Annotated in this window: 13 protein-coding genes and 1 pseudogene; 6 read left to right on the top strand and 8 right to left on the bottom strand. The window is 62.6% G+C overall.

The window, feature by feature from the left end; genetic code table 11:
* Nucleotides 1-7: 7 nt before the first annotated feature.
* Together ACOCG7_RS15105 and ACOCG7_RS15100 are read left to right on the top strand one after the other, a co-directional pair.
* On the top strand, nucleotides 8-787 hold the full coding sequence (locus ACOCG7_RS15105) for an ABC transporter substrate-binding protein (RefSeq protein ID WP_114164078.1): 780 nt from the start codon (nucleotides 8-10) through the stop codon (nucleotides 785-787).
* Between the two features lie 31 nt (nucleotides 788-818).
* Entirely contained in the window at nucleotides 819-2,060 is a 1,242-nt protein-coding gene (locus ACOCG7_RS15100) for an NAD(P)/FAD-dependent oxidoreductase (protein ID WP_421376182.1), read from the top strand.
* Nucleotides 2,061-2,070: 10 nt separating this feature from the next.
* Here the strand turns inward: ACOCG7_RS15100 and ACOCG7_RS15095 are convergent, their stop codons facing one another.
* Nucleotides 2,071-2,943 carry an endonuclease/exonuclease/phosphatase family protein gene (locus ACOCG7_RS15095; protein ID WP_114164080.1) on the bottom strand — a complete coding sequence of 291 codons (873 nt, stop codon included), beginning with the start codon at nucleotides 2,941-2,943 and terminating at the stop codon, nucleotides 2,071-2,073.
* Between the two features lie 122 nt (nucleotides 2,944-3,065).
* Between ACOCG7_RS15095 and ACOCG7_RS15090 the strand changes: the two genes are divergently transcribed.
* Nucleotides 3,066-3,512 carry a hypothetical protein gene (locus ACOCG7_RS15090; RefSeq protein ID WP_421376180.1) on the top strand — a complete coding sequence of 149 codons (447 nt, stop codon included), beginning with the start codon at nucleotides 3,066-3,068 and terminating at the stop codon, nucleotides 3,510-3,512.
* 22 nt (nucleotides 3,513-3,534) lie between these two features.
* Here ACOCG7_RS15090 and ACOCG7_RS15085 read toward each other — a convergent pair.
* From ACOCG7_RS15085 to ACOCG7_RS15075, 3 genes and pseudogenes are all read right to left on the bottom strand, one after another.
* Nucleotides 3,535-5,165 (bottom strand): annotated as a pseudogene (locus ACOCG7_RS15085) (glycoside hydrolase family 32 protein).
* A 95-nt stretch (nucleotides 5,166-5,260) separates the two neighbouring features.
* Nucleotides 5,261-5,512, bottom strand: coding sequence for a GntR family transcriptional regulator (locus ACOCG7_RS15080; RefSeq protein WP_073431324.1), 252 nt, complete (start codon nucleotides 5,510-5,512; stop codon nucleotides 5,261-5,263).
* A gap of 87 nt (nucleotides 5,513-5,599) precedes the next feature.
* Complete coding sequence (locus ACOCG7_RS15075; protein ID WP_421376178.1) at nucleotides 5,600-7,189, bottom strand: glycoside hydrolase family 68 protein; 1,590 nt, start codon at nucleotides 7,187-7,189, stop codon at nucleotides 5,600-5,602.
* Nucleotides 7,190-7,646: 457 nt separating this feature from the next.
* Between ACOCG7_RS15075 and ACOCG7_RS15070 the strand changes: the two genes are divergently transcribed.
* Nucleotides 7,647-8,657: a substrate-binding domain-containing protein gene (locus tag ACOCG7_RS15070; RefSeq protein ID WP_421376176.1), complete on the top strand. Its 1,011-nt coding sequence runs from the start codon at nucleotides 7,647-7,649 to the stop codon at nucleotides 8,655-8,657.
* Between the two features lie 52 nt (nucleotides 8,658-8,709).
* On the opposite strand, the gene ACOCG7_RS15065 is transcribed toward ACOCG7_RS15070, so the two are convergent.
* From ACOCG7_RS15065 to ACOCG7_RS15050, 4 genes are read right to left on the bottom strand one after another with little or no spacing between them, the layout of a single operon-like run.
* Nucleotides 8,710-10,104, bottom strand: coding sequence for an HD domain-containing phosphohydrolase (locus ACOCG7_RS15065; RefSeq protein ID WP_073431326.1), 1,395 nt, complete (start codon nucleotides 10,102-10,104; stop codon nucleotides 8,710-8,712).
* 33 nt (nucleotides 10,105-10,137) lie between these two features.
* Nucleotides 10,138-10,740, bottom strand: a complete 603-nt coding sequence (locus tag ACOCG7_RS15060) for a chemotaxis protein CheC (RefSeq protein ID WP_073431327.1) — start codon at nucleotides 10,738-10,740, stop codon at nucleotides 10,138-10,140.
* Nucleotides 10,733-11,101 (bottom strand): response regulator, encoded by a 369-nt coding sequence (locus ACOCG7_RS15055; protein ID WP_073431328.1) that lies wholly within the window; start codon nucleotides 11,099-11,101, stop codon nucleotides 10,733-10,735. The genes ACOCG7_RS15060 and ACOCG7_RS15055 overlap by 8 nt, the downstream gene beginning before the upstream one ends.
* Nucleotides 11,102-11,109: 8 nt before the next feature.
* A complete protein-coding gene (locus ACOCG7_RS15050; RefSeq protein WP_421376172.1) occupies nucleotides 11,110-12,534 on the bottom strand; it encodes an ATP-binding protein in 1,425 nt (474 codons plus the stop codon).
* 332 nt (nucleotides 12,535-12,866) lie between these two features.
* Between ACOCG7_RS15050 and ACOCG7_RS15045 the strand changes: the two genes are divergently transcribed.
* Both ACOCG7_RS15045 and ACOCG7_RS15040 read left to right on the top strand, forming a co-directional pair.
* Entirely contained in the window at nucleotides 12,867-13,985 is a 1,119-nt protein-coding gene (locus ACOCG7_RS15045) for a substrate-binding domain-containing protein (protein ID WP_083081800.1), read from the top strand.
* Nucleotides 13,986-14,015: 30 nt separating this feature from the next.
* The gene (locus ACOCG7_RS15040; protein ID WP_421376170.1) at nucleotides 14,016-15,755 is read left to right on the top strand and encodes an ATP-binding protein; all 1,740 of its coding nucleotides are present in this window, start codon (nucleotides 14,016-14,018) and stop codon (nucleotides 15,753-15,755) included.
* The last annotated feature ends 90 nt before the right edge of the window (nucleotides 15,756-15,845 follow it).

Here is a 15,845-nt window from a genome sequence, read left to right as displayed (position 1 = left end):
GACCACCATGCGTCTGAAGTTTCCGCTCTCAGTTTTCCTTGCCGTCGCCTTGGCCGGCGCTGCCAGCGCCCAGGCGCAATCCACCTTGCGCTTCGGCGTCGAGGCAGCGTATCCGCCGTTCGAAAGCAAGACGCCCTCGGGGCAATTGCAGGGATTCGACATCGATGTCGGCAACGCGGTCTGCGCCAAGCTGGAAATGAAATGTGTGTGGGTCGAGAATTCGTTCGACGGATTGATTCCCGCGTTGCAGGCACGCAAATTCGACGTGATCAATTCCGCGATGAACATCACCGAAAAGCGTAAGCAGAGCATTGATTTCACACGGCCCATCTACGTCGTGCCGATCGTGATGGTGGCGAAGCGCGGCGCCCCCTTGCTGCCCGATGTGAAGAGCCTTCAGGGCAAGCGCGTAGGTGTTCTGCAGGGATCGTCGCAGGAAGATTTCCTCAAGCGCCATTGGGCGAATGCCGGCGTGTCGGTCGTCTCTTATGCGGACCAGGACCAGGTCTACGCCGATCTCACCGCGGGTCGCCTGGATGCGGCTGTTCAGGAAGCGCAGACCGTTCAGGACGGTTTTCTGAACAAGCCCGAGGGCCACGACTATGCGATCGTCGGCGAGCCGCTTTCCGATCCGGCAACGCTCGGTGAAGGTACGGGTTTCGGTTTGCGCAAGAGCGATAAGGCGCTGGCCAAAAAGATCGACACCGCGCTCGCCGCGCTGAAGAAGGACGGCACGCTGAGCAGTCTCTCGCAGAAGTACTTCAAGCGCGACATCATTGCCAAGTAACGGGCACGGATAGCGAAAGCAGAGCGAGTTTATGGACTTCGATGTGATCGTGCTCGGCGCCGGCATTGTCGGCGTGTCGTCCGCGCTGCACTTGCAGGATCGCGGACGCCGCGTGGCGCTCGTCGACCGGCGCGGTCCTGGTGAGGAAACGAGTTTCGGCAACGCCGGCCTGATCGAGTGTTCGTCTGTGGTCCCTTATGCGTTCCCGCGCGAGCTCGGCACCTTGCTGCGCTATCTGCGCAATCAGTCGACCGATCTTTACTGGGACTACAGGGCGCTGCCGTCGTTTGCGACATGGCTGGCACGCTTCTGGTGGGAGTCGTCTCCCGAACGGCTCGCGGCGGCGGCGCGCGACATGCTGCCCTTGATTCGGCAAAGCGTGGCCGAGCACGATGCGCTGATCGAGCGGGCGCGCCTCGCGCATCTCGTCAGCAACAAGGGCTGGATGGAAGCGTTCCGCACGCCGGCGGAATTCGCGAAACACCTCGCCGCCGCCGAGGTCATCGCACGCACGCATGGCCTGCAGGTGGCGCCGCTCGATTCGGCGGCGCTCGTCGCGCGCGAGCCCGGTCTCGAAGCGGGATTTTGTGGCGCGTTGCATTGGCAGGACCCGAGGAGCATCGTCAATCCCGGTGCGTTGACGAAGGGTTACGCGCGTTTGTTCGAGGAAGGCGGCGGCACGCTGCTGATCGGCGAGGCGACCACCTTGCGGGCGGAAGCAGGGGCATGGACGGTGCAGACAGCGTCGGGCAGGCTCAGTGCGAGCGAGGTCGTGATAGCGCTCGGACCGTGGTCGGATCGGGTGTTCGCGCCGCTGGGGTATCGCATCCCGCTACGGGCGAAACGCGGGTATCACATGCATTATCAGCCCACGAAGCCGATGCTCTCGGTGCCATTCGTGGACGCTCAGGAGGGATACGTGATCGCGCCGATGGAAGGCCGGCTTCGGTTGACCACGGGCGTTGAAATCGCGCGGCGCGACGCGGCGCCAACCGGTGTTCAACTGGAGCGGGCGGAGGCCGTCGCCAGGTCCACCTTCGGTCTGGGCAAGCGGCTCGACCCCGCACCGTGGCTTGGCTTGCGTCCCTGTACGCCGGATATGCGCCCGGTCATCGGCCAGGCGCCCCGGCATCGTGGGCTCTGGTTCGCGTTCGGGCATAACCATCATGGATTGACGCTCGGCCCGGTAACGGGCCGTCTGCTGGCGGAAATGATGACGGGCGCAACGCCTTTCACCCCTGCCTATCCGTTCCGCCCGGAGCGATTCGGATAGTTGCGAAGCGTTAGCGCAACTCGAGCCACATCGGCTGATGATCGGACGAGCGGCTATTCTGATCCACGCCGCAACTCGCAATGCGCGGCTTCAAATCTTCAGTGACGAAAACGAAGTCGCATGCGAACGGTCCGTCTTCCCACTGTTCATGATCGTATAGACCGACGGTGGCGGCGCGCGGCGCATTCGGGTGCGCGCAAGCCCAGGCGTCGGCGAACGCGGGCGCGTCCGGAATCGGTTCGAGCATCCTGCAATAAGCAGAGCCTTCAAACGCGCTGTTGAAATCACCGCAGACAATGGCGCTCAGCGGGCGTGCCGTATCGGCGAACGGACTGTCCGGTTTCTCCGCTTTCGCCGGACGGCGCGCATGGTCGCATGCCTCCTTGTGCAATTCGCGCAGCCTTGCCACCTGTGCCAGCCGTTGCGCTTCCGAATAGAACTCGAGATGCGTGCTGATGACGCGCAGCGGGCCGATGTCCGTTTCGATCACCGCTTCGAGCGCGACACGCAGCATCGACGGCTGGGCAGGGTCGGCCGGCCAGGGCAGCGAATGACGCAGCACCTGTCGGACAGGCAGAGGGGTCACGATCGCATTGCCGAATTGACGCCGCTGTCGCGCCGCTCCGACGGGGGGAAGATCGGAGCCGATCGCCTCGATCACCTTCGCGTGCGGCAGCAACGCGGCAAGCTCGGCGAACTGATCGGCAGAGGGGCCGCCTGCCAGTCCACCCGCGGCCGGACCCTCGTGAAAACCGCGCGTCACTTCCTGAAGGCAAAGAATGTCGAAATCGCACAGTGCTTTTGCTTCGCGCACGATGCGAGCGAGGTCGACGCGGCCATCCACGCCGCGTCCCCACTGAATGTTCCAGTCAACGAGACGCATGACGTTCTCCCGTCAAAAAGCCATGCTTGCAGTTTACTGCTGCGACGTCCCACCTTCCATGCAAACAGCCCCCTCAATAAACGGTATATACTGTTTATACCATTACAAACCTGGAGGCCTACATGAACGCACCCGTCGTCCGGAAAGCCGGCAAGAAAGCATCTCGCTCCACTGAAAATTCGAACGGCGTCGCGGCAGGCGACGGCAACATCGTCGTTCAATCCGAGCAACCGGTTGTAGACAAGCCTGTCACCACGAAGAAAACCGCGAAACCGAAACAGCAGGTTGTTGCCGATGTTGCGTCCGCGCCGGCCGTCGCCTCTGCGGAACCACGAGCAAAGCGGGCCAAGAAAGACAAGGTGGTGCGAGACAGTTTCACCATGCCGAAATCCGATTACGACAAAATCGCGGCGCTGAAAAAGAAGTGTCTGGATGCCGGTGTTTCGGTCAAGAAGAGCGAGCTGTTGCGCGCCGGGCTGCTGATGCTCGAGTCCGCCGCGCCGAAACGGCTTCTCGCCGCGGTGTCGTCGGTGGAAGCGGTAAAGACGGGGCGGCCCGCGAAGGCATAAGCGCTGTCGGCCGCTGTCCGCGTTAGCGCTTGGGGGCGGAGAGGTCGGTAATCGCCAAATCGCTGAACGTTGCGTTGCCGCCTTCGGCGAAAACCGAAACGCGGTTGTCGTCCTCGCCCGGAAAGACGAGATCCGTGATGACAGTGCGGCCATGATCCGCGAATACTTCCACGGAATCCCTGTCGACCACCACGGTGAGATGCAGCTTCCCGTCCACTAACGGCAAGTCGACGATGTGCGCTTTGCTGAACGCATTCGAGAACCCGCTCTCGCCGGACTTCGAGCGATCGAGCGTCAGTGTCCGACGCTCGGTGTCGTAGACAATCCGCGTGCCCACCTCGCCGTTCGCCGAGCCTCTGACGACCAGGCCCGCACGCCGCGCCGAGTGCGGACTGATCGTCACGTCGATGTTTTGCACCACACCACGTGTGGAGGGCGCGAGTTCTTCCACACGCGAGGAAACGCTGAGTTCGTTAATGCGCGTGGTCGAACCTGTGCTGACGAACCGCGTGTATTGCTCCACTGGCCCGGATGTCAATCGCGGCACGCCGTCGACCGTTTTCAGCGCGAGTACGCGAGGCAGCGCGGTTGCGCCTTTCCACGGCGTGGTCGGTATGCGTTCGGCGTAGTCCCAGTTGCTCATCCAGCCGATCGTGACCGCCTCGCCGCCCGGCGCATTCGCGAATGTTCCGGCTGCATAGTAATCGGCGCCGTGATCGAGCCACTGGAAGCGCGAAGGATCGGAACCGGCCGGCGCCACGTTTTCCGGCGTGAACGTTCTGCCGTCGAAGCTGCCGACGAAATACATCGCGCCGGACCCGCCCGCGATCGACCACGGGTTGACGTTCACGATCATCACCCACTTCTGCTTGCGGTTGTCGCCATCGAGGGGCAAGGGGAACAGATCGGGCATCTCCCAGAGCGCCCCTCGATGAGGAATGTCGGGAAGAGTGAAGTCGCTGAGAAAATCCCAGTCGATCAGATTATTCGAGCGGTACATCTTGACGACGTGCGCGTCCGCGACCACGGTGGTCATGAGCCAGTAACCCCCCGGCGCGTACCACGACACCTTCGGGTCACGAAAGTTTTGCGATTCGGGATCGAGCGTCAGCACCGGATTGCGCGCGTATTCGCGCCACGTCTTGCCGTCGTCGGTACTGTAGGCGAGCGATTGCGCCTGCGTGCCTGGTCGATGTCCCGAGCCGGCCTTATACACGCTGGTATAAAGCGCGATCAGCGGCGAGGAATTCGCCGGGCCAAGCCGGACGTGTTGTGCGCGTCCACCACGATGGAACCGGAAAAGATCTCCTCGGTTGCATTGACGTGCATCGCAACCGGTTGCTCGGTCCAATGAAGGAGATCGGAACTGGTGGCATGTCCCCAGGACATATTGCCCCACGAATTCCCGTTCGGATTGTATTGATAGAACAGGTGATAAAGACCGTTGTGGAAGACGAGTCCGTTGGGATCGTTCATCCAGTTTCGTTGCGGCGTGTAGTGAAACGCGGAGCGCCATTGCGGCGTGCCGGCATCGGCGGTGTGCGGCGAGCCGGGCGGCGCCGCGAACGCGCCGAACGAAACGCTTAGCGATGCAAGCAGACACATCGCCAGTGCGCTCATTTTTGAACCGAAGCGACGTTGCGGGTCGTACATGGAATGGCTTTGCCCTATCTACGCACGCGGACGAACGGCGAATGCCGTCACGTCCGCGAGTGCAGTCAATGAGTATTCGTCGGCTTGGCCGACGATCAGGCGGAAAGCCTGAGAATGATGGTCCCCTTGCGCCTGCTGCCGATCGTCAGGCCGCGGCGCGCGGTCTCGCGCAGTGCGCGATTGACCGTGTTCACGTGCAAGCCGAGGAAGTCGGCCAGCATCCGTTGCGAAGGCAAGGTGTCGCCGGGTTGGAGACGGCCGGTCCCGATCGCCGTTTCGATTTCGTCGACCACGGCGAGATAGACCGGGCCCCGGTATGAGGACAAGTCGGGAATCCAGGATTTCATGGCTGCCGTTCTTCGCCCGCTTCGAATGTCGCCGGGTCGGCAGTGCAAGCGGAAAGCTTCCGCTCGCACTGCATCCAACCGTCCGGCTTACTGACCGTTGTTCGCGCCGCCCTGGCCGGGAGCCGCGCGAGTGGCGGAAATGTCGCCGTAGCCACCCAGACCAGCCTTGCCGTAAGTCCGGTCGATGTCGGTCGAATCGCCGTGAATGTTCAGCTTCACGGTCGGCGCCAGGGTGCCGCCGCGACGCGGGCCGACGGCGTCGATGAACGATTCGACGAGGCCGCCCGGCATCACGTAATGCGAGTACGACTGGAATGCCCGGGGATTCTGGTTCGGGTCCAGCGCGTACGGCGCACCGATCGGCTGGTCGAAATCGGTCGGGTTGCCGAGCACGAGGCCGCTGCCCTTGTTCAACGGCAGGAAGTCGCTGCGGATACCGTTGCCGACGAAACCGTACACGCCGTCAGGACCGTCGACGCCCGCCGCGTAGGTCGGCCGGTGGCTGATCGTGAACAGGTAGTACTTGCCGTCCTTGATATAGATTTGCGGCCGCTCGGTCTGATCGTTGACGCAGTTGGCCGACAGCAGCGGCGGAAGAAACTTCCACTCCGTGAGCTGCTTGTTCGTCGCCACCGCGAGACCGACGTTCGCCTTCTGGTAGGTCGCGCCGGAGTTCATCACCGCATTGAGATCCTCCTTGTACGGATCGTTGGGCGCATAACCCAGATCCGCCTCGGTGCAGGTGCGCGCGCCGCGCGGGCCGCCCGTATTGCCTTCGAACACCATGAAGGTCTTGCCCGGATGCGCCGGATCGGTGAACACGAACGGATCGCGGAACGAGTAGTACGTGTTCTGCTCGCGCGACTGGTACAGCTTGCCGTCCGGTTCGAGCAGCGCGTCGTGCTTGTCGAATCCGTCGAACCAGACGTGCGTGTCGTCCGCGTGAATGTGCCCGTCGGTGCGCGTGATGATCGCGATAGGCGGCGTGATGTCCTGGCCGCCCTCGGCCGAGCGGTTGAAGGACAGCGCGGTGTAGTAGAGGCTGAGGTTGTTGCCGTTCGTCAGCCGCGCGGAGCCCGACCATTCCGCGTTCTGCGTCATCGGCGCGGTGCCGAAGACCTTCGCGCTCGTGCCGTCCGGGAACAGATGTCCGCCGTAGGTCCACCCGCCGTTCGCCGGGCGCTGTGACGCCGGAATCCCCGCCCGGCGATAGAAGAAGCCGATGCGAGCGTGCACGTGGCGATCGTCGAACGAATAGCCCGCGTGCGGATCGGCGGTCAGCGAGAAAATGACTTCCCAGCCCTTGTAGCTCAGGTTGTCCGCTTTGACATCCGACAGCGGCCATGTGTCCCACACCCACACGTTCGAGTTGATCAGCGGGAAGTCCGCCGGAATGTCCGGCATGGTCAGCGCCGCGGGCAGCGAGTTCTTGTCGGCGGCGGTCGCCGTGTGCGATTGCGCCTTGATTTGCCGGACATCGGCACGCGTCCAGCGCATCGTGAAACTGCTCTCGGGGTCGTAGGCCTGCTGCGTATGCGGAGTCGGCGCGGGGAAGCCCGGCGCGGACGATTGGGCCAGCGCGGGAGCCGCCGCGGCGGCGAGCAGCGTGCCGCACACCGCGGTCGAGCGCAGGCGGGCGCGAGTTGACGGGAATTGCGGGGATCGAAGTCTGTTCATCGGGTTCACATCCTGGAAGAGTGCGCAACGAGGGCCGTGGGAAACCGCCGGAGCGTTGCCGTTTGACTTGTTGGTACGAAATATCTGCTTCAGAACCTGGTGATGCCGGAGACGCCTGTGACGCTGGCGCCGGATTGCGGAAAGCTCATTGCCGGAAACAGCAATAGGAAACGACGTTTGTCGGCCGGCCTTGCCCATGTTGCTGATCGGGCAAGAACCTGCCGGACGTCTGTTTTAGGAACTACGAATGGTCTCTCGCGGACCCCAAGGAACAGCCGTGACTCCAATACGTCGGAGACACGACATATCCAAACCGGTTTGGATCATAGTCCAAACCGGTTTGGATTGTCAAAGGATTGGTAAGTTTTGAGGTACCATGACGCTTGCCCAACCGGCGCCAAATCCCCGCCACGCAAGGCCGCCCCAGGGGAAAACAGAGCAACGCCAAGGTGGAAACGTGAAGGTGAATCTAAAGACGCTGTCCGACTCGCTCGGACTTTCCCGCACGACCGTTAGCCGGGCGCTCAACGGCTATGACGACGTGAATGAAGCAACCCGCCTGCGAGTAATCGAGGCGGCGCGCGAACTCGGCTACCACCCCGACCCAACCGCGCGGCGGCTCGCCACCGGCCGCGCCGAAGCGGTGGGCATGGTCTATCCATTCGGTACGGGCGACCTTGGCGATCCGCGTCTGGGTGAGGTCGTGGCCGGCATGACCGAGCGCCTCGGCGAAAGCGACCTCGATCTGATCATTGTTTCCGCACGGCCAAACGCGGAACTCGAGACGTACCGTCGGCTGGTCGAAGGCAAACTGGTCGACGGTCTGATCGTGGCGCGCACGCTCGTCGACGATCCGCGCATCCGGTTTCTTCAGGCGCGTCAGTTTCCCTTCGTCGCTTATGGGCGGACCAACAGCCCCACGCCTTATGGCTGGTTCGACTTCGACAACGAGGCGGGAGCGCGGGCCGCCGCGCAACGTCTGATCGCATTCGGGCACCGACGAATCGGCTTGCTCAGTGCGCCGCTGACGATGAGCTTTGCCGCTCAACGGCGCGCGGGTTTCGTCAGCGCGCTGCGGGAGGCCGGCATTCAACCGGAGGCGTCGCTCATGATCGAATGTGCGTTCAACCGGACGGGCGGGTATGAAGCGGCGCGAGCGCTGCTCGAACTGGCCGAGCCGCCGACGGCATTGGTGGTGGACAACAACCTCGCGGGCGCCGGCGCGTGTCGCGCGATCGTCGAGAGCGGCAAGCAACTGGGTACGGAAATCTCGCTGATCGTCTATGACGGCGTGCCGCCGGACGTCGCTTCGTCACACACGGTGACATCCGTCGTGCAGCCGACCGGGGAGTCGTCCGGCAGGGTCATCGCCGAACTGATTCTGGCGACGATAGCCGGCAAGGAGCCCGAGCCGCGGCTCGCGCAGCCGCGTATCGAGCCGGGCGATACGGACGGGCCACCGCGTTGACGGCCGGTGGCCTCGCCCAAACACGCGCTTCCCGGTGGAAGCGGACAGCACGTCACGCCGCCCGCGTCGCGGCGGTAGCCACCAGGCTTCGCTCCACAAGGATGACGAAGCGCTCTTCCTCATGAATCTCGAAGCGCCGGATCTGCGCGATCTGATCCGCGGAAAGCACCTTGCCTTTGGTCATCAGCAGCGTGCCGCGTGAAGTGCGGAGGTCTTCCGCGAGCTTCATTCCCTCTTTCAGATGCGACGCGTCGACCGTATCGGGCACGCCTTCCGGCGATAGTTCGGCGTGACTCGTGACCAACTCGATGTATTTGTCGGCGATGGCCGGGTCATAGCGAATGCCCGACTGCGAACGCACGGTGGACACGATTTGCGCGTCGGTCATCTTTTGCGGCGCAATCGCGCCGATGCGCAAATCTTCCACGTCGCGGGCCAGCGCGAGAATGCGAGCGCCGATCGGAATGGAACTGCCGGCGAGGCCGTCGGGCGCGCCGCGTCCGTCGAAGCGCTCATATTGATGGCGAATCATGGCCTGCACATTGGCGAGTTGCGACACGGGGCTCAGCGCCATTTGTCCATGCAGCGGATGCAGGTGATAAAGCTTGGCTTCCTGCGGCTGCATCTTCGCGATGGGCGTCTTCAGCAACGCGTCGGGAAGAAAGAGCTTGCCGATGCCGTGCAACAGGCCCGCCATCAACAATTCGCCACACGCGTAGTCGCTCATTCCAATCGACGCACCCAGTTGTTTCGCCAGTTCGCCGATTCTCGCCGAATGACCGGGAAGACCGCAGCGCATCTCGACCATGTTCGCGCAGACCTTCACCATCGTTAGAAAATTGCTCTTCAGATCTTGCTGGGCGCCTTCGAGAAACATGACCGTTTGGCGGATTTCCTCCGTCCGCGCATGAACGTCGCGCTCGAGTTCCGTGTTGAAGCTCGCCAGCCTTTCGTTCTGCCGTTGCAGCAATTCGGTCAGGCGCACGGTTTCGCGTTGCAGGCGCAGTTGTTCGAGCGCGCGCTGGATGGTCAGCAGCAGGTCCTGGTCGTCCCACGGCTTGTGCAGGTAGTGATAGACGTGCCCTTCGTTCACCGCGCGCACCACGGCCTCCACCTCCGAATATCCGGTCAGCAGAATCCTGATCGCGTCGGGCGCGATCGAGCGTGAGCGGGACAGGAATTCGGCGCCGTCCATGTTCGGCATGCGCATGTCGGAGATGATCACATCCACGCGCGCTGTTTCGAGTAACTGAAGCGCGTCGGCGCCGCTGTACGCCGAGAGCACCTCGTACTTGAGCGGCCGGAACAGCCGCTTGAGCGATGAGACGACCCCTGGCTCGTCATCCACCAGCAACAGCGTGGGGACCGGCGCTTCGAGGGGTTCTTGCGATGCCGCGGGCGATTCGCTCGCGCCGGGCATCTGGTCGGTTACCTGAAGTTCGGACATGGATTTCCTTGGTGATTGTTCGCCGGCATTGCACTAGATCGAGCTGAGAAACTGGTCGAGCGCATGCTTCATTCCGCGGATGGCTTCGTCGGGCAGCAACATCACCATGCGTGCGCCGAAGCCGCCTTTTTCGAGCGTGAAGTGAATTTCCAGCAGCAGCGCGAGGCCCCAGCGGCCGTTCTCGAAGTGGCCAAGGTTGGACCCTTCCGTTACCGGCAGCAGCGTCGGGCTCGAAAAGCTGATGCGCCTGCCGAGTTGTTCGAAGACGCTTTGAACACAAGCACCCACCAGCAGGTTGGCGATGTCGCACAGCGCTTCGTTGCCGGCGTCGCTGTTTTCGAGGTCGTAGTCCAGCAATTGCCGGAGTTCGCGTTGACCGTCCGCGCCGAACAGCACGATGGTTTCCCCCGAAATATCCGACTGAAAAGCCTGGCGCACAGGCGGCAACTGACTGACGCCATGCCCTCGCAATGCTTCAGGCAACTGGGCGGTGCTCACCAGCCTGATGCCCGGCACCGATAACGTGACGAATGCGCCGAGTAGCGTTGCCAGCGCGGCGGCTGCCTTTCCCATTCCGACATTGCAGATCTCCTGCAGAGCATCGCGCTGGTCTTCGTTAAGACCCTGTTCATTCATGGAGACCATACTCCCTCAGGATTGCCCCGATCGCTTCGGGCGAAACGGGTTTGCAGACAAAGCCGATCGCACCGAGCGCTTTCGCACGCTCGACCGCACCCGACTGAATGTCCGCCGATACGACAATGACAAAGGCATCGAGTCCTTCGTGCTGGATTGCCTCGAGTACTTCGAATCCGGTCATGTGCGGCATCGTCAGATCGAGAAAGATCACGGCGCCTTTGCCGGCTCGATAGGATTCGAGTGCCGCGGCGCCGTCCGACGCCTGCGTGATGTCCACCTCCCAGTCATCGGGCAAGGATTTAATGAGCAATTTCCTGGCGAGCGCCGAATCGTCGGCAACGAGTATTGGCAGAGCCATAGGGTCCTCTATCTGCCGGTTGAAGCCAGCGTGGATTGGGTTTGGGCATCCGGCGCGCTCGCATGCGCGACGACCGGCTCCGTCTTGCCGGGTTGGGGCGACTGTTCCGCTGCGTCCACCGGGAGCGTGACGCGGAATGTCGTGCCGGCGCCGACCGTGCTGGTCACGGAAATCTGCCCGTGATGCGCATTAACGATGCCGTAGCTGACCGATAGCCCGAGGCCGGTTCCCTGGCCCACCGGCTTGGTGGTGAAGAACGGATCGAAGATGCGGCTCAGGTGCTCGGCGGGTATGCCGCACCCCGCGTCCGCCACCTCGAACCAGATGCGTGACGGATCGGCGTCGTCGACGCCGGTGCGGATCGTGATCTTGCCCTGCGCCGCGCCGTGCTGATCCTGTTTCCCGGCATACGCCTGCGCCGCGTTCACGACGAGATTCAACGCCACCTGGCTGATCTGCGAGGGGATGCATCGCACGAGCGGTATCTCGGCGTAATCGCGAACCAGATCGGCGCGATACTTCACCTCGTTATGCACGATGTTCAGCGTCGACTCGATGCAGCGGTGCAGATCGCACCATTCCCAGACGTGCGTGCTGTCGATGCGGGAGAAGTCCCGCAGATCGATCACGATGGTGCGAACTCTGGCGAGACCTTCCCGGGATTCCTGCACGAGCGCGGGCGCATCGTCCAGCAGATAGTCCAGGTCGGCGCTTGCGGTCAATGCGCGCAAGTCGGGCTCGATGGACGGCGCGGTTCGCGCGACGAGCTGATTCATATCTTCTGCATAGCGGATCAGTGTCTTGATGTAGCCCTCAAGCGTGTTCAGGTTGGAAAGCACGAAGCCGACAGGGTTGTTGATCTCATGGGCAACGCCTGCCGCGAGTTGACCGATCGCGGCGAGTTTTTCCGATTGCAGCAGTTGCTGGTGCGCATGCGCCAATTCGTCATTGAGCTCGGTGAGCTGGCTATTGCGCACGGTCAATTCGGCCAATGCATTCGCCACGGTCTGTTCGCGCTTCTGCAATTCGCCGTAGGCAATGCAAACATCCGTCGCATCGACGATGGTGACCGCCACCGCCGTCACCTCGCGCTCGGCGTTCTCGATCGGAATGAAGCTGCAGTTCTGCCGCATCGCGTCGATTGGCCCGGTAATGGGGCGCGAGTGCTCGAAGTGAAACAGAAACGGGCGATGCTCCCACGACGAATAAGCGGGCGTGCCCAGCACGAAAACGCCCTCGACTTTTCTCTTCAGCCACTCTCTCGGCAATTCGGGGAACACGTCGAGAAGCTCCAGGCCAATCACCTCCTCGGCGGAACGGCCGCTATGAGATTGCATGAAGCGGTTCCAGGCGAGGATGCGCAGATCGCGGTCCAGAGCGAAGACCCCGCAATTCACGAGTTCGACGATGGATTCCGACAGATTGGTCGTCACGAAACGCCCCTTATATTTGCAGGGTGCGGAATGCTGTTTCCCGCGGTAGTAAGCAATGGATTCATGTTGCCGCTCTCTTGGAATAACGGCCTCACGAACGCTTCCCGTATCGGGGTCACCCCTGGGCGATAAGGCATAAAAAAACCGGCCTGTCAGGGCCGGCTCCGAAGCGCGTTGAAGATCGGTAAGGGTTTCCGCTATCGATTCCGCTATCAACTGGCATAGCCTTCGCGCCGTTAACAAGTCACTCCCGGCGTGTTCGCGTATTCGCTTCACGTCGACCTCGTGCCTCGTAATCTGGGGGAAGCATGCTCTCGAGTTGCAAACGAACAATGGGGGCGTTAGCACTTTGCTGGTGTTCGATCCAGCCCGTCTACACGCTGGCCGCGTCGCCAAACCCGGAAGGCAATGAACCGCGCGCCGCAATGAGCATGGCTCAGATGCAGCATGCGGTCGACAAGGCGTCCGAGCGCAGTTCGCGCTGGAGCGGACCGGCGTCGGGACCGGCGGCGGTGTCCGGCGCGACCATTGCCATCGTCAGCGAGGATTTGCGCAACGGCGGCATCCTCGGCGTGGCGAAAGGCATCAAGGAAGCCGCGGACGTCATCGGTTGGAAAACGCGCGTCTACGACGCGAGCGGCACGTCGGAGGGCCGGCGCAACGCGGTCGCCGCCGCGCTCGCGCTGCGGCCCGACGGCGTGATACTCGTCGGCGTGGATGCCGGAGAGATGAAGCCGCAGCTCTTGCCGTTCGCGGCGCAAAAGATTCCGATGGTCGGCTGGCATGTCGGTTCTCGCGCCGGCGTGATGCCGGATAGTCCCGTGGCGGTGAACGTCTCCACGAATCCGCTGGACGTGGCGCGCATCACGGCCATGGCGGCGGTCACGCAATCGGCGGGACACGGCGGGATCGTGGTCTTCACCGACAGCAATTTCCAGATCGCCAAGGCCAAGACAGATGCGATGCTGGAGGTAATCCGCGCATGCGAGGATTGCACGCTATTGGCCGTGCAGGATCTCGCCATTTCGAAAAGCGCCGGACTGATGCCGGCCGTCACGGACCGGCTTCTCGCTCGACACGGAAAGAACTGGACGTATGCGCTCGCCATCAACGATATCTACTTCGACTATGCGGCTGCCGAACTCACGCGCGCCGGGCGCGCGAGCCGAAGCCTCAGCATGCTGTCGGCCGGCGACGGCAGCGCCGCCGCGTTCCTGCGCATCCAGGCCGGCACGTTTCAGACCGGCACGGTCGCCGAGCCGCTCAATCTCCAGGGCTGGCAACTCGTCGACGAGTTAAACCGTCTGCTCGCGCATCAGCAGGTCACCGGCTATGTGTCGCCGGTTCATCTGGTGACGGCGCGCAATATCGAATTCGACGGCGGATTGCTTGGCCAATATGACCCGGACAACGGTTACCGGACCATCTACCGCGGCATCTGGAAGCGATAGCCTCCGGCGGCGAATGCACAGGAACCGACTATGAATTTGCGGGACGTCCGCGCCGCAATGCTGCCACGATCACTGCGCTCGCAATTCATCTGGGCCGCGGTGGTACTGGCCGTGCTCATCGCGACCTGCGGGATTACCGCGGTGTACGCGCTGCGGGCGTCGACCAGCGCGACCCGGCTGCTGGCCAACGATCAGCTCGTTCTCATGGACGTCGCGCACGAACTGGTTCAGCAAACGCTGCTGATCGAGCGCGAATCCTCGCAACTGGAAACGGCCGGGTCGGTCGAGACGACGCGAGCCAGCTACGCCGATATCCTCAAGCAACTGGAAGCGTTCGATCATCTGTCGGGCCGCCTTGCCGCCGCCAACAACGACGTCAGCGTGCTCGACCTGCATCAGTCGAGCCAGTTGTTCCGCAATACCGTGAATATCGTCGCGCAATTGCGGGAGAGCCAACTGGGTTCGGATGACGCGCGCATTCCGGCTGCTTCGCATCACGGGCCGGGAGTCGCCGGGTCAGAGGCCGGCGCTAAAAAGATCGACGACCGGTTCAGCGAAGCGCTGCGCCGGCAGGCAGCCGTCATGGTGGAATCCGCCGAGCTTCAATCGGACCGTTACACGCGCGACTTTCAGGAGGCGGTGCAGCGGTTGGCCGATACGTCGGCTGACAATCAGCGCTGGATCACGGCGATGATCGCGAGCTGTCTTGCGTTCGCATGGCTCGTCGCGCACGCATTTCTCGGCAAGCATGTGCTTTCGCGGCTGGAACTGGTCAGCAGCAACCTGCGGTTTGACGATGTTGGCCGCGAACACGTGCCGGTTCCCGTTCAGGGCCGCGACGAGATCGGCGAGATGGCGCGAGCGGTCGAACAGTTTCAGCGGGACCGCCGGCAGCTTGCACTGGCCAACGTCGCGCTTCAAGAGGAGAGGGCGCGCCAGGAAGAACTGATCCACGAACTCGCGCACGCTCACGGTCAGTTGCTGCAATCGGAAAAGCTGGCGTCGATCGGGCAGCTTGCAGCAGGCGTCGCGCATGAAATCAACAATCCGGTCGGCTTCGTCAACGCAAATCTGGGTACGTTCAAACGGTATGTGGCCGATCTGTTCGCTGCGCTTTCCGCTTACGAGAAAGTCGAATCGGAAATGACACCCGCGTCGCGCGCGGCGATCCACGAATTGAAACGCGAGCTCGATCTCGACTACTTGCGAACCGACATCGCGACACTGCTGACGGAATCCGTCGACGGCATGCAGCGAGTCAAGCGCATCGTGCAGGGTCTCAGGGATTTCTCGCAGCAGGAGGCGACGGAGCGGCGGTGGGCCTGCCTCGAAAGCACCCTCGATACGACGCTCGATATCGTCTGGAACGAACTCAAGCACAAGGCGGAAGTGAAGAAGGAGTACGGCGCGATTCCGCAAGTGGAATGTATTCCGTCGCAACTGGGCCAGGTGTTCATGAACCTGCTCGTCAACGCGGCCCAGGCGATCGAGGAGCATGGGTGCATCACCGTGCGGACAGGTCACGATGAACAGCACGTGTGGGTGGAAGTGGAAGATACCGGAAGCGGCATCAAGCCCGAGCACCGCGGCAGGATCTTCGATCCCTTCTTTACGACCAAGCCCGTCGGCGGCGGAACCGGGCTGGGTCTGTCGATCTCATACGGCGTTGTCAAAAAGCAGGGCGGCCGGATCGACGTGCAAACGGAAATCGGCAAAGGTTCGTCATTCAGAGTGGTGTTGCCGAGGCACGTGCAGGAAGCGTTGGCGTGATCGGACTTGATTAGCCGCGGTGACGAATCGCGCGCGCCGGCAGTTGGAGCGAGTCTGCGGTATAAAGACCGCTCGCCTGTCCGCCAACAA

Origin of the sequence: Paraburkholderia sp. DD10, assembly GCF_049177125.1 — a bacterium.
Classification (GTDB): Bacteria; Pseudomonadota; Gammaproteobacteria; order Burkholderiales; family Burkholderiaceae; genus Paraburkholderia; species Paraburkholderia terricola.
The sequence above is the reverse complement of the archived record's forward strand: the minus strand, read 5'-3'. Positions and strand labels throughout refer to the sequence as shown.

Coding starts and splice junctions, on each gene's coding strand:
- ACOCG7_RS15105 (WP_114164078.1), top strand. CDS start 8: ATGCGTCTGAAGTTTCCGCTCTCAGTTTTCCTTGCCGTCGCCTTGGCC.
- ACOCG7_RS15060 (WP_073431327.1), bottom strand. CDS start 10,740: ATGAATGAACAGGGTCTTAACGAAGACCAGCGCGATGCTCTGCAGGAG.
- ACOCG7_RS15065 (WP_073431326.1), bottom strand. CDS start 10,104: ATGTCCGAACTTCAGGTAACCGACCAGATGCCCGGCGCGAGCGAATCG.
- ACOCG7_RS15080 (WP_073431324.1), bottom strand. CDS start 5,512: ATGAAATCCTGGATTCCCGACTTGTCCTCATACCGGGGCCCGGTCTAT.
- ACOCG7_RS15090 (WP_421376180.1), top strand. CDS start 3,066: ATGAACGCACCCGTCGTCCGGAAAGCCGGCAAGAAAGCATCTCGCTCC.
- ACOCG7_RS15095 (WP_114164080.1), bottom strand. CDS start 2,943: ATGCGTCTCGTTGACTGGAACATTCAGTGGGGACGCGGCGTGGATGGC.
- ACOCG7_RS15055 (WP_073431328.1), bottom strand. CDS start 11,101: ATGGCTCTGCCAATACTCGTTGCCGACGATTCGGCGCTCGCCAGGAAA.
- ACOCG7_RS15045 (WP_083081800.1), top strand. CDS start 12,867: ATGGGGGCGTTAGCACTTTGCTGGTGTTCGATCCAGCCCGTCTACACG.
- ACOCG7_RS15100 (WP_421376182.1), top strand. CDS start 819: ATGGACTTCGATGTGATCGTGCTCGGCGCCGGCATTGTCGGCGTGTCG.
- ACOCG7_RS15040 (WP_421376170.1), top strand. CDS start 14,016: ATGAATTTGCGGGACGTCCGCGCCGCAATGCTGCCACGATCACTGCGC.
- ACOCG7_RS15075 (WP_421376178.1), bottom strand. CDS start 7,189: ATGAACAGACTTCGATCCCCGCAATTCCCGTCAACTCGCGCCCGCCTG.